The sequence below is a fragment of the Mesorhizobium sp. L48C026A00 genome, assembly GCF_000502375.1.
GTDB classification, from domain to species: Bacteria; Pseudomonadota; Alphaproteobacteria; order Rhizobiales; family Rhizobiaceae; genus Mesorhizobium; species Mesorhizobium muleiense.
This window is the reverse complement of sequence record NZ_AYWU01000004.1, coordinates 35,715-48,081: the sequence shown is the minus strand read 5'-3', so window position 1 is coordinate 48,081 and position 12,367 is coordinate 35,715. Positions and strand designations below refer to the sequence as shown.

General features: G+C 59.4%; 9 protein-coding genes and 1 pseudogene. 6 read left to right on the top strand and 4 right to left on the bottom strand.

Annotated features, from left to right (window positions below):
* Positions 1–33: 33 nt before the first annotated feature.
* Entirely contained in the window at positions 34–1,770 is a 1,737-nt protein-coding gene (gene leuA / locus X738_RS51370; protein WP_051407733.1) for a 2-isopropylmalate synthase, read from the bottom strand.
* A gap of 627 nt (positions 1,771–2,397) precedes the next feature.
* On the opposite strand from leuA, the gene X738_RS51365 reads away from it, so the two are divergent.
* Both X738_RS51365 and X738_RS51360 read left to right on the top strand, forming a co-directional pair.
* Complete coding sequence (locus tag X738_RS51365; RefSeq protein WP_023797921.1) at positions 2,398–3,330, top strand: complex I NDUFA9 subunit family protein; 933 nt, start codon at positions 2,398–2,400, stop codon at positions 3,328–3,330.
* A 110-nt stretch (positions 3,331–3,440) separates the two neighbouring features.
* Positions 3,441–3,677 carry a hypothetical protein gene (locus X738_RS51360; protein ID WP_023797920.1) on the top strand — a complete coding sequence of 79 codons (237 nt, stop codon included), beginning with the start codon at positions 3,441–3,443 and terminating at the stop codon, positions 3,675–3,677.
* A 44-nt stretch (positions 3,678–3,721) separates the two neighbouring features.
* On the opposite strand, the pseudogene X738_RS51355 reads toward X738_RS51360, so the two are convergent.
* Both X738_RS51355 and X738_RS51350 read right to left on the bottom strand, forming a co-directional pair.
* Positions 3,722–4,112: pseudogene (locus X738_RS51355) on the bottom strand (rhodanese-like domain-containing protein).
* 2 nt (positions 4,113–4,114) lie between these two features.
* Positions 4,115–4,684: a peroxidase-related enzyme gene (locus X738_RS51350; protein WP_023797919.1), complete on the bottom strand. Its 570-nt coding sequence runs from the start codon at positions 4,682–4,684 to the stop codon at positions 4,115–4,117.
* Positions 4,685–4,963: 279 nt separating this feature from the next.
* Here X738_RS51350 and X738_RS51345 point away from each other — a divergent pair, with 279 nt between their 5' ends.
* Positions 4,964–6,736, top strand: a complete 1,773-nt coding sequence (locus X738_RS51345) for an SLC13 family permease (RefSeq protein ID WP_023797918.1) — start codon at positions 4,964–4,966, stop codon at positions 6,734–6,736.
* Between the two features lie 19 nt (positions 6,737–6,755).
* Here the strand turns inward: X738_RS51345 and X738_RS51340 are convergent, their stop codons facing one another.
* Positions 6,756–7,898 carry a helix-turn-helix domain-containing protein gene (locus X738_RS51340; protein WP_023797917.1) on the bottom strand — a complete coding sequence of 381 codons (1,143 nt, stop codon included), beginning with the start codon at positions 7,896–7,898 and terminating at the stop codon, positions 6,756–6,758.
* Between the two features lie 575 nt (positions 7,899–8,473).
* Between X738_RS51340 and X738_RS51335 the strand changes: the two genes are divergently transcribed.
* The 3 genes from X738_RS51335 to X738_RS51325 are packed head-to-tail and all read left to right on the top strand — an operon-like array spanning position 8,474 to position 12,308.
* Positions 8,474–9,487, top strand: coding sequence for a UDP-glucuronic acid decarboxylase family protein (locus X738_RS51335; RefSeq protein ID WP_023797916.1), 1,014 nt, complete (start codon positions 8,474–8,476; stop codon positions 9,485–9,487).
* Positions 9,487–10,473, top strand: coding sequence for a UDP-glucose 4-epimerase GalE (galE, locus tag X738_RS51330; RefSeq protein WP_023797915.1), 987 nt, complete (start codon positions 9,487–9,489; stop codon positions 10,471–10,473). Before X738_RS51335 ends, galE begins: the two co-directional genes overlap by 1 nt.
* On the top strand, positions 10,470–12,308 hold the full coding sequence (locus X738_RS51325) for a glycosyltransferase family 2 protein (RefSeq protein WP_023797914.1): 1,839 nt from the start codon (positions 10,470–10,472) through the stop codon (positions 12,306–12,308). The genes galE and X738_RS51325 overlap by 4 nt, the downstream gene beginning before the upstream one ends.
* Positions 12,309–12,367 lie beyond the last annotated feature (59 nt).

Sequence of the window (12,367 nt, the reverse complement as noted above, 5' to 3'; positions counted from 1 at the left end):
CATCCGGAGTCATCTTGCTCCAGCTCAGCTCCTCTAGTCGGCCTTTCCGCCGACGATGCGATTGGCGGCGGAAACCACGGCTTCCAGCGAAGCGGCGACGATATTGGTGTTGATGCCGGCGCCGAACAGCTTGCCGCCGGGATGCTCCATCTCGACATAGGAGATCGCCGAAGCATTCGAGCCGCGCTGCATGGAGTGCTCCGAATAGTCGAGCACCGACATCGGCACGCCGACATGGCGCGACAGCGCGTCGACAAAGCCGTCGATCGGGCCGGTTCCGGAGCCTGATATCGTCACCTCCTTGCCGCTGTCGAGGATGATCGCCTCCACCGCGCGCCGCCCCTTGATCTCGATGTCGGGATAAGTGTGGTGGTCGAGGAATTTCAGCCGCGCGTCGGGCTGATCGACGTAGGTTTCGAGAAAGCGCTCGTAGATGCGCTTGGCCGGCACCTCCTTGCCTTCGGCGTCGGTGATCGCCTGGATCGCCTGACTGAACTCGATCTGCAGGTTGCGCGGCAGATTGAGGCCGTAGTCCGCCTGCAGCACATAGGCGATGCCGCCCTTGCCGGACTGCGAGTTGATGCGGATGATCGCCTCGTAGTTGCGCCCGACATCGGCCGGGTCGATCGGCAGATAGGGCACTTCCCAGTACGGCGTGTTGGCCTTGCGCAACGCCTTCATGCCCTTGTTGATGGCATCCTGGTGCGAGCCGGAAAAGGCGGTGTAGACGAGCTCGCCGACATAGGGATGCCGCTCGGGGATCTTCAACTGGTTCGAATATTCGTAGACGTCCTTCATCCGGTTGATGTCGGAGCAGTCGAGCTCGGGATCGACGCCTTGCGTGTACATGTTGAGCGCCAGCGTGACGATGTCGACATTGCCGGTGCGCTCGCCATTGCCGAACAGTGTGCCTTCGACGCGGTCCGCGCCCGCCATCAGGCCGAGTTCGGTGGTGGCGATCCCGGTGCCGCGGTCATTGTGCGGATGCAGCGAGATGAGCAGGTTCTCGCGGTTGTCGAGATTGCGGCACATCCATTCGATGCGATCGGCATAGATGTTGGGTGTCGACATCTCGACCGTGGACGGCAGGTTGATGATCAGCTTGTTTTCCGGCGTCGGCTTCATGATTTCGGTGACGGCGTTGCAGATTTCCAGCGCCACTTCGAGCTCGGTGCCGGTAAAGCTCTCCGGCGAATATTCGAAACGATAGAAGCCGCCGGCCTTCGCTGCCATGTCGGTGATCATCTTGGCCGCATCGGTTGCGATCCGCCTGATGCCGGCGACGTCCTTCTCGAAGACGACGCGGCGCTGCAGTTCGCTGGTCGAATTGTAGAAATGCACGATCGGATTGGTGGCGCCCTGCAGCGCCTCGAAAGTGCGGGTGATCAGTTCCGGCCGGCACTGCACCAGCACCTGCAGCGAGACATCGTCTGATACATTACCCTCTTCGATGCACCAGCGGGCGAAATCGAAATCGGTCTGCGAGGCCGACGGGAAGCCGATCTCGATCTCCTTGAAGCCCATGTCGAGGAGCAGGGCGAACATGCGCGCCTTGCGCTCGTGGCCCATCGGATCGATCAGCGCCTGGTTGCCGTCGCGCAGGTCGACCGAGCACCAGATCGGGGCCTTGTCGATGACTTTCGAAGGCCACACGCGGTCGGTGAGACCGACGGTCGGATAAGGTTGGTATTTGCGGGCTGCCTCCGGCATGCCCCTGGCATCCTTGCCCATCGCCCCGCTATCTGAGCGGATCTCTTCTCGTGCGTTCATTGTCGTCTCTCCCGGCGGCTCGCGGGATCCGCCTTCAGGCGGATTTGGTGCCGAGCGGCGCCTTTACCAGATGTTCATTCGCTAGATGTGACTTGCCAATTTTGAGACAGGCCAAGGAGCATGCGCGTGAGCGGCGGTTCGACCGCCGGGCGCTCCTTCAGCGAACCCGGCGATCGCCGATAAGGCCGAGCAGCAGCAGAGCGGAAGCAAGCGCGCGCACGGTCTCGCCAGCAAAGCCGGTCTGACGGGAAGCGACGGAGGTGGCGCGGTTGGTCATGGCGGTTTTCATACAGGAGCAGCCAAAGCGAGGCAAGTGGGGCCGAACGACATGGGTCCTAAGCAGATGAGTTGTCCGGATTAGGTAGCACAGGAGTTGTCCGGTTTTGTCGCCAGCGCATGGAGGCTGGGGATGAAACGGACAGCATGGCAACCCAGCGTCGGGCACTCGCCGTCCACAGCGACATCGGCCGTCCTTCGATCGGACCCGGCGCCGACTGGAACAAAAAGCGTTCCTGCGTTGTTCTCCAACCGTCCCGATGTTCGAAGGGGCTGGTTTATACGCCGGCCAGAGGCAATCCTTGCGGCAGGCGCTCGGCGGGCACGCAAAGCCAAGGGTTGGCGAGGCAAATGGATCCTGACGATCTCAACACAGAACGGATCGTCACTGTGTTCGGCGGGACAGGTTTTCTCGGGCGCCGGATCGTGAAGCGGCTCCTGGAAAGGGGTTTCACGGTCCGCGCCGCATCCCGCCACCCGGCTCGGGTTGGCCAGGTCTTTTCCTCGACGGCAAGGCTGCCCGAAGCCGTCGAGGCGGACATATTGGATGCGTCCTCGATCGCCTCGGCCATTGCCGGATCACAGGCGATCGTGAATGCCGTCAGTCTCTACGTCGAGCAGGGCGCCCAGACGTTTGAACGGGTGCATGTGCAAGCCGCAGCTGAACTTGCCGCCGCGTCGCGCGCTGACGGGGTCGACCGGTTCGTCCAGATTTCGGGGATCGGCTCCGATCCTCAATCGGATTCGAACTACATCAGGGCACGTGGGCGCGGAGAAGAGGCGGTGGCGAGCGCTTTTCCCGGCGCCATCATTGTGCGTCCCGCCGTCATGACGGGACCTGACGACGTTTTCCTCACGACGATTGTCAGGCTGATACGTCTCCTGCCGGTTTATCCGCTGTTCGGCGATGGTAGCACACGGCTTCAGCCGGTCTATGTGGAAGACGTCGCAGACGCAGTCAGCCGGCTGATCGGCGGGCGAAACCACAAGGCCTCATCGATATTCGAATTCGGCGGCCCGCGCATCCACACCTATAAGGAACTGCTGCGCGATATCGCCCGACAGCTCGGTACCAACATCAGGCTGATGCCGGTGCCGTTTGCGGCGTGGGACGCATTGGCCGGCGTCGCGGAACTCCTTCCGGGAGCGCCGATTACGCGCAACCAGGTCGATCTTATGCGGCACGACAATGTGGCCGCAATCGGCGCGCCGGGCCTGAAGGAACTCGACCTCGCGCCGCGCGACATCGAGGAGGTGATCCGCTTGATCGAACGGCGCGCGTGAGGCTGCTCGGCCCGTCTCCTGCTTGGCAGGACGCTACGATCCTGATGGGAACCTATCGCCATGCGGCGGGTTGGTCGAGTTTGAACCAATGAAGAAGAAGGAAAAGAACCATGGCCAGATGCGATCAATGCGGGAATGACTACGACAAGGCTTTCGAAGTGACGCTGGCTGAGGAAAGCTATACGTTCGACAGCTTCGAATGCGCGATCCAGAAACTTGCGCCGCTCTGCCCGCATTGCGGGTGCCGGATCATCGGACATGGTGTCGAACAAGATGACATCATCTACTGCTGCGCACATTGCGCCGCCGAGGAAGGTGCAAGCGCGCTGACCGATCGCGCGCCTTGATCGCCCGCATTCCCAGTGGTAAGCGACGGAGCCGGTCGTCGAGCCTAGCTGTCCTTCCTCGGTCTCTCGGCGACGATATTGCCGCGCTTCTTCCACTCCGAGAAGCCGCCGCGCAGGCTGCGCGCGTCAAGTCCCATCTCCTGCGCGACCTTGGCGGCGAGCAGCGAGCGCCAGCCGGACGCGCAGTAAAACACAAACGTCCTGGGCTCGGCGAATATCGGCTTGTGGTAGGGGGCTTTCCGGGTCGATCCAGAATTCGAGCATGCCGCGCGGCGCATGGAACGCGCCGGGGATCATGCCCTCGCGCTCCAGTTCCCGCGGATCCCGGATGTCGACCATGACAACGCCGTCGGGAATGGTCGCCATGTCCGCTGCCTCGACCGAGCGGACGACCGCATCGGCGTCGGCCAGAAGGTCCTTGTATCCCTTCGGCATGGTCAGCGCCCCATCGCGTAGAACTCGTCGTTCGGCCTCATGCTGGTGACGTTGGCCAGCCGGTTTGACATGGCGAAGAAGGCGGCGATGGCCGCGATGTCCCAGGCGTCCTCGTCGGTGAAGCCATGCATCTTGAGGTCGGCGATGTCCGCGTCGCCGACCTCGTAGGCGCGCGCGGAAACCTTCATGGCGAAATCGAGCATCGCCAACTGGCGCGGGGTGATGTCGGCCTTGCGGTAGTTGGTGGCCACCTGATCGGCGATCAGCGGGTTCTTTGCGCGAATGCGCAGGATCGCGCCATGGGCCACCACGCAGTACTGGCACTGATTGGCATTGCTCGTAGCCACGACGATCATCTCCCGCTCGGCCTTGGTGATCGGGCCGGGTTTGTCCATCAGCGCGTCGTGATAGGCGAAGAAGGCGCGGAACTCGTCCGGCCGATGCGCAAGCACGAGGAAGACGTTGGGCACGAATCCCGACTTCTCCTGCACGGCGAGTATCCGTTCGCGGATGTCGTCGGGAAGGCCGGCGATCTCGGGAACGGGGAAGCGGCTTATGGCTGGCGCGGTCATCTGTGTTCTCTCCCTTGCACGGCCGTCAATGCGACCAGCTTTAGGCCGTCGAAGGCTTTTCTGCGAGCCTCATGGAAGGGCTGAAGTCGGAACGGCCGCGCGCCGGCCAGGTTGAAAGGCGCCGCCCCAGGACCATGGCTGCGAAAGTCAGGAACATTGCTCGACACGGGCTTATTGGCAGGCACGGAACCGTGGTAGCAAAACCGTGACCAGCGAAAGCAACAAAAGGGCGGTTTGGCCGTTCTGATCAGCCGCACAAGCGGCGGGGTATCCGAAGACATGACTACGCCGCAAATCCTGTCGTTCGCCGTTATCTTCATAATGATGGCGGCGCTCGTATGGGGTCGGTATCGATATGATCTGGTTGCAGCCGCGGCACTGTTGTCCGCACTCGCGGTTGGCATCGTGCCTTTTGACGAGGCCTTCAGCGGGTTCAGCGACGATATCGTGATCATTGTCGGCAGTGCCCTGCTGGTGAGCGCAGGCATCGCACGCTCGGGCATCATGGAAGTCGCCATCAGGCGGTTCGCTCCGAACCTGTCGGGCGTTCGCTCGCAACTGGCGCTGCTGGTCATCGTGGTCACGATCCTGTCTGCCTTCGTAAAGAACATCGGTGCGCTCGCGATCATGATCCCGATAGCCTTCCAGTTCGCGCGCCGGTCGAGCGTTTCACCGTCGATATTCCTGATGCCTATGGCGTTCGGGTCGCTGCTCGGCGGACTCATGACGCAGGTGGGGACATCTCCCAACGTCGTTGTGTCGCGGGTGCGGGAGGAACTGACCGGCACCGCCTTCACAATGTTCGATTTTACACCTGTTGGAGCTGCCCTGGCCGCCGCCGGAACGATCTTTCTGGTGTTTTTCTATTGGCTGCTGCCGGTGCGCGAAAAGCTGGGCGGGTCGGTGAATGAAGCCATCGATATCAAGAATTACCTGACAGAGGCCCGGATTGTCCGCGATTCCACTGTGCTCGGCAAAACCGTCGCAGACCTCATGAAGCTTTCCGGCGGCGATGCTATCGTGACATCGATCCTGCGCAACCGGACCATGCGGATGACGCCACTGCCCGACGTTGTCCTCAAGATGAACGACATTCTGCTGCTCGAGGGCGACCCAGGGGCGCTGGATCGCCTTGTCTCGCAGGGCAAACTCAGCGTTACGGGCAGCCGGGCCAGCGGGGATGACACGACCGGCGAGCTGGTCGCTATCGAAGCCGTCATCGGTGAAAACTCCCCGTTGATCGGCTGGACAGCCCAGCGCCTTGCCCTCTATCACCGCTTCAATGTCAACCTCCTGGCTGTCAGCCGTCACGGCGAGCGCCCCGACCGCAGGCTGGCCGAAATCCAGCTAAGGCTGGGCGACGTCATCGTGCTGCAGGGCAATGCCGCGACGATACCCGAGATACTGCGTGAACTCGGCTGCCTGCCGCTGGCAGAAAGGGCTATCCTGCTTGGCAGCGTCCGCAAAGGTGTTGTGCCGGTAACCATCCTTGCTCTCGCCATGATGGCGACTGCGTTCGGGCTGCTCCCGGTCTCCGTCGCTTTCTTTACGGCCGCGGTCGGGATGGTGCTTTTCAAGGTCATCCCGGTCCGAGACGTCTACCAATCGCTGGATGGGCCAATCCTCGTCATGCTCGCCGTTCTCATTCCGGTGAGCGATTCGCTACGCAGTACAGGGGCGACCGGCGTCATTGCCGGCGAGCTTGCCAAACTGGGGACCATTCTTCCGGCGCCCGGCGCATTGATGCTCATCCTTGTCGCCGCGATGGCCGTTACGCCATTCCTCAACAATGCCGCCACCGTTCTGGTCATGGCGCCGATCGCCGCCGCGTTTGCCGGCGATCTCGGCTACAGGCCGGAAGCATTTCTGATGGCAGTCGCCATTGGCGCCGGCTGCGATTTTCTCACCCCGATCGGCCACCAGTGCAACACGCTCGTCATGGGGCCGGGCGGCTACCGTTTCAGCGACTATCCGCGCCTGGGACTGCCGCTATCGTTCCTCGTCGTCATTGTTGCCGTGCCGATGCTCATGATCGTTTGGCCAATGAACTAATATATGCTCCTCGCCATCCTCAAAAGAGGCCGAGCGTTTGCAGCAGGCTTTCGAATGTGACCTTTGGTTTCTTACCTGTTTGCCTATCCGTGTACATGTAGTCGTCGGACGACTGCTTGCGTATGTTGCTCGGGCTATACCCGAACTGCTGCGTGAAAGCTCGACTGAAATTCGCCGCTGAATCAAAGCCGACTGCTAGACCAACTTCGGCGACCTTTCGGGTGTCGGAAGGATCCGCTAACATTGCATGAGCTGCGGACAGACGTCGTCGACGAATGTAATTCGCAACGCCGCCGGACGTTTCGAAAAGCTCATAGAGCCGTGTCCTCGAGGTCGCCAGTTCCCGGGCGAGAGCATCCGGTGTCAGGTCGGGCGAGGCAAGATTGCTCGAAATGAAGCGTCTCGCCCGCGTCATCAATCCGATTTGTGAGATCTGATCGTTGCCGTCATCACGATCCACCAAAGGTGTAACCGCGTCGAATACCATTTTCCGCAAACGGTCCTTGATTCTAGGAAGGTCGTCTTGCGTGAAGCGATCGAGATTGGCTTCAACGCTTGACACAAGATCGATCAGCAGTTTGGCCCGGTGTCCACCCAAAACGACGTTGTTGCTCGCCGCCGGCAAGCTACCTCCATCGGCAAACAGATCGACGGGAACGATCAGGCTGATCGACTCCGTTGCCAGCGCCCGCCCGCTAAACGGATGCCCGAGCGACCGGATTTCAATCATGCCCGGTTCATTTTGCGCGACACGTCCGTCAACTCCGGTCCAGGTGCGACCGGCGCGGAGAACGGTGATCTGCCAATGGTCAATTGGACTGAACCGCACCGCGTCTGGCGAGCGTTCGTAACTGAAGGCCGGAACCGTTTGTTGCAACAAAAGCATGCCGCCCAGATTCCACACCGCCTGCTGGACGACAAATCCATCCTCGGGATTCACATTGTTCGGCAGACGCGAATCCATCAATATCGCCATATGCTCCCGCCAGGCAGCAAACTGCTGGACTGGTGGAAGGATTTCCGTCTCAAAGCGTAACGACGTCAGGACGGCCTTCTCCACCTCATCCTCACCGAGTGGATCCTGCGACATGCGCGGCCAGCGGCGACGTTCGACAGATGTCGGCTCCCTGTCGTTAGGTGGGACCGTCTTATCCGACATCATTGCCTCCAGCCACGACCCGGAAGTCCGCGACGTCGCGCTGCTTCAGGAGATATGCCACGTCATCGCCATGGGGAGGAACTGACCGACCGCATAGACAACATTCCGACCCTGCCAACTTGTATGGAAGAACGACATGCGTCGTCATCTTCGAAGTGTATCGTTTATAAGAAACAAAATCATTGGCTATATTTAAGGATCCCTGGTTGTAAAGTAGTTAATTATATCGCGCACCAAGTCAACAAAGCTTAGCCGTTAGCGGATCGATCCTGAACCGACCATGAATGGGTTTCTTGGCTCGCTTCGAGATAAAGGCCTTTGGCAGCACCGATCTCGGCACAGGCAATAGAATCGCCTGAAGCCCACCGTCTCCATCAAAAAACAAATGTCTGCGGCGGTCAGCTGCAAAAATGGACGATGTGAAAAGTTTCCGGATTCCCTGATATCGCAACGTACGAACCGGGGAGGTATTGGACATCATCAAATTCACTCGAGAAAGAAAACCTGAAGTCTCAGTGCATTCTAGACACCTACATGTCTTCATTCTAGCGCTGATGGTTAACGAATGAGGTGTTCCAGTGAGTATAGCATTTCATCCTACAAATTTGAACTCTGCTCTTTCATCGCAACGGAGGGTACTTGTCGCGGGCGGGGCCGGCTTTCTCGGATCACATCTGTGCGAACGTCTTTTGCAAGACGGCCATTCTGTTATCTGCGTAGACAATTTTTCCACGGGGCGGCTCGAGAATTTGCGCCACCTCCTGAACTACGACACGTTCAGCTTTGTGCGCCACGATATCGTGGAACGGCTCGATCTGCCGGTCAACGAGATCTACAATCTCGCCTGCCCGGCTTCACCGCCGCACTATCAGGCCGACCCGGTCCATACGTTGAAGACGAACGTGATCGGGTCGCTCAATCTTCTGGAACTGGCAGCACATTACCAGGCGCGGATTTTCCAGGCTTCCACCTCGGAAGTCTACGGCGATCCCCATGTGCATCCGCAGCCCGAAAGCTATTGGGGCAATGTCAATTCCTTCGGTCCGCGCTCTTGTTATGACGAAGGAAAGCGCTCTGCCGAGACTCTGTTCTACGATTTTCATCAGCAATACGGCGTCGACATCCGTATCGTGCGCATCTTCAACACCTATGGTCCGCGCATGCGCCCGGATGACGGCCGGGTCGTTTCCAACTTCATCGTGCAGGCGCTCAAGGGCGAAGACATCACCGTTTACGGCGACGGGTCGCAGACCCGTTCCTTCTGTTACGTGGACGATCTGATCGAAGTCTTCTACCGGCTCATGTACAGCCCTCAGGCGATCCATACGCCTGTCAACATCGGCAATCCCGGCGAATTTACAGTCGGTGAGTTGGCCGAGCAGATCGTGGGAATGACCGGCTCGAGCTCCAAAGTCGTCTATCACCCGTTGCCCGTGGACGATCCGCGCCAGCGTCGGCCCGACATCACAGTGGCCCGGAGAGAACTTGGATGGGAGCCGACCGTGGCGTTGGCCGATGGGCTGAAGTCAACGATCGCTTATTTCGAACGGCAGTTGAGGAAGCCCTCCGGAAAGCTGGCGGAGGCCGCCTGATGTCCGGCAAGAACGTACTTGTCGTTGGTGGGGCCGGCTTTATCGGCAGCCATACAGCCAAGCTTTTGGCCAGGCAGAGTTATGATCCGATTGTCTACGACAATCTATCCACGGGTCACCGGTCAGCCGTCCGATGGGGCGCCTTCGTTGAAGGCAACATCCTTGATTCGGAGCGGTTGACCCACGTCATGGATGAGTATCGCCCTATCGGGGTGATCCATTTTGCTGCATCGGCCTATGTCGGCGAATCCGTAGAGAAACCGGCAAAATATTATCAGAACAACGTCAACGGGACCCAATCGCTGCTGGACGCCTGCCAGAGAAGCGGAACGCGCAATATCATCTTCTCGTCAAGCTGCGCCACCTACGGCATTCCGGATCGCTTGCCGATTCGCGAAGGCGAGAGCCAGCGCCCGATCAATCCTTATGGACGCACGAAGCTCATCGCGGAGCAAATGCTTGCCGATTATTCGGCTGCCTATGCGCTGCGCTACGTGGCGCTGCGTTATTTCAATGCGTCCGGCGCGGATATCGACGGGGAAATCGGCGAAACCCACGATCCAGAAACACATCTCATTCCGCGAGCCATGATGGCCGCTGCAGGCAGGATCGATTTTCTCGAAGTCTATGGCCAGGATTACGATACGCCCGACGGCACCTGCATTCGCGACTATATTCATGTCGCGGATCTCGCGCGCGCGCATGTGCTGGCGCTCGAACATCTGATCAACGGCGGTGGCAATCTGGCCGTCAATCTTGGCAGCGGGCGTGGTACATCCATCAAGGAAATTCTCGAAGCGATCAGCCGGCTGACAGGTCGTAACGTGCCGGTCGAGATGCGCGCTCGTCGTGCGGGCGATCCTCCGGTGCTTTATGCCGATCCGGCGCTCGCTGCCGAAAAACTTGGCTTTCAGGCGCTCTATTCCGATCTCGATACGATCATTCGCACAGCGGCTCCCTTCTTCGGGCTCGAGGTGCGCTCATGAGCACGCCGCGCATCGCGCTGTCCGTTGACAGGGAAGAACCCCTGATGGTGCCGGTCTTCACCGGCCGAAAGCGCGTCGAGTACATTGTGGGCGCGGTTTTGTGGGCGATGGCCGTCGCATTCTTCTGGCAATGGTGGGTTTTCGGAGCCACCCACACCAACATGGTCGGCTCAATTCTGGTGACGGCGCTTCTGGCGTGGGTAACGCTTTTGCCAGTCTACTTCATCACCATTTTCTTCAATGCACGCCGGCCGCACGGACGGCTGCGTATCTCCGCCGGCAGTCGCGTTGCCATGGTGGTCACCAAGGCTCCATCAGAACCTTTTGAGGTGGTGGCCGAAACCTTGCGGGCCATGTTAGCCCAGAACGTGCCTCACGACACGTGGCTGGCCGATGAGGATCCATCGCCCGCAACGCTCGCATGGTGTCGCGAACATGGCGTATTCGTTTCCACCCGCAAAAATCGCGCCGATTACCATCGCCAGTCCTGGCCCCGCCGCACACGCTGCAAGGAAGGCAACCTGGCTTTCTTCTACGATCATTATGGCTACGACCAATATGATTTTGTGTCGCAGCTCGATGCCGATCATGTTCCCGAACCGGACTACCTATATAACATGTTGCGGCCTTTCGCCGACCCGACAATCGGTTATGTTTCCGCGCCCAGCATTTGCGATCGCAATGCACATGAAAGCTGGTCCGCGCGTGGCCGCCTCTACATCGAAGCGAGCATGCATGGGTCACTGCAAGCCGGATACAACAATGGCTTCGCGCCCGTATGCATCGGATCGCACTATGCGGTGCGCACTGCGGCACTGAAGGAAATCGGCGGGCTGGGGCCAGAACTCGCCGAGGATCATTCCACAACGCTCTTCATGAATGCCTATGGCTGGCGAGGGGCTCACGCGCTTGATGCCATCGCCCATGGCGACGGCCCACGGACGTTTGCCGATCTTGTAACGCAGGAGTTCCAGTGGTCGCGGAGCCTGGTGACGATCCTGTTGCAATACTCACCAAAACTGATCGGACACTTGCCGCTGCGTTTGAAGGTTCAATTCCTATTTTCGCAGTTCTGGTACCCGCTATACGCCTTCTTTCTTGCTCTGACATTCCTGTTGCCCGTGATTGTGCTGGTCAAGGGCGATAATTTCGTCAACGTCACTTACCCAGAGTTTCTGCTCCATTTCATGCCGCAGTCGCTTATGATCCTGCTTTTGGCATTCTGGTGGCGGTCGAGTCGCACATTTCGGCCTATCGACGGCAAGATTTTCAGTTGGGAAGCGATGTTGTTTTTGCTGGCACGCTGGCCGTGGGTTCTGGCTGGAACCTTTGCCGCGTTCCGTGACTGGATGACCGGATCCTTTGTTGATTTTCGCGTCACGCCAAAAGGCACGTCCGAAGTCGATCCACTGCCGTTTCGCGTGCTGGCGCCGTATGCCTTCGTGGTCCTGATCTCCATTCTGCCGGTCGTGTTCGTGCAGGATGCGTATCAAACGCGCGGCTTTTTCGTCTTCGCCATCATCAATGCTTGCTTTTACTTGCTGCTGATTTTCATCATCTTGCTGCAGCATGGCAGGGAGAATAACGTGCGGATGAAAAGCCGCGCCTATCGCCCCGCGCTGGCAAGCAGTTTCATGGCCCTTTTTATGGTTACCAGCTTCGCCACGGTCGAGCGTGGACGCGACGGCATTGAGGCGCTCGCCTGGGGAACCAAAAGCTTTTCCCTGTTCGACGACAGATTCTCAATTGCAGGGGCAGGCGTCGGTGGTCGCGCTGTTCACAAGACCATCTTCAATCCACGTTGGCGCACTCCCAGCAATTCAAATCAGCGATAGAAGGCAATCAACACATGAAGATCGCAATCATTGGAACAGGCTATGTCGGTTTGGTCAGC

Excerpts from the sequence above, each read along its gene's own strand:
- leuA (WP_051407733.1), bottom strand. The coding sequence starts at position 1,770 with ATGAACGCACGAGAAGAGATCCGCTCAGATAGCGGGGCGATGGGCAAG.
- X738_RS51365 (WP_023797921.1), top strand. The coding sequence starts at position 2,398 with ATGGATCCTGACGATCTCAACACAGAACGGATCGTCACTGTGTTCGGC.
- X738_RS51360 (WP_023797920.1), top strand. The coding sequence starts at position 3,441 with ATGGCCAGATGCGATCAATGCGGGAATGACTACGACAAGGCTTTCGAA.
- X738_RS51350 (WP_023797919.1), bottom strand. The coding sequence starts at position 4,684 with ATGACCGCGCCAGCCATAAGCCGCTTCCCCGTTCCCGAGATCGCCGGC.
- X738_RS51345 (WP_023797918.1), top strand. The coding sequence starts at position 4,964 with ATGACTACGCCGCAAATCCTGTCGTTCGCCGTTATCTTCATAATGATG.
- X738_RS51340 (WP_023797917.1), bottom strand. The coding sequence starts at position 7,898 with ATGATGTCGGATAAGACGGTCCCACCTAACGACAGGGAGCCGACATCT.
- galE (WP_023797915.1), top strand. The coding sequence starts at position 9,487 with ATGTCCGGCAAGAACGTACTTGTCGTTGGTGGGGCCGGCTTTATCGGC.
- X738_RS51325 (WP_023797914.1), top strand. The coding sequence starts at position 10,470 with ATGAGCACGCCGCGCATCGCGCTGTCCGTTGACAGGGAAGAACCCCTG.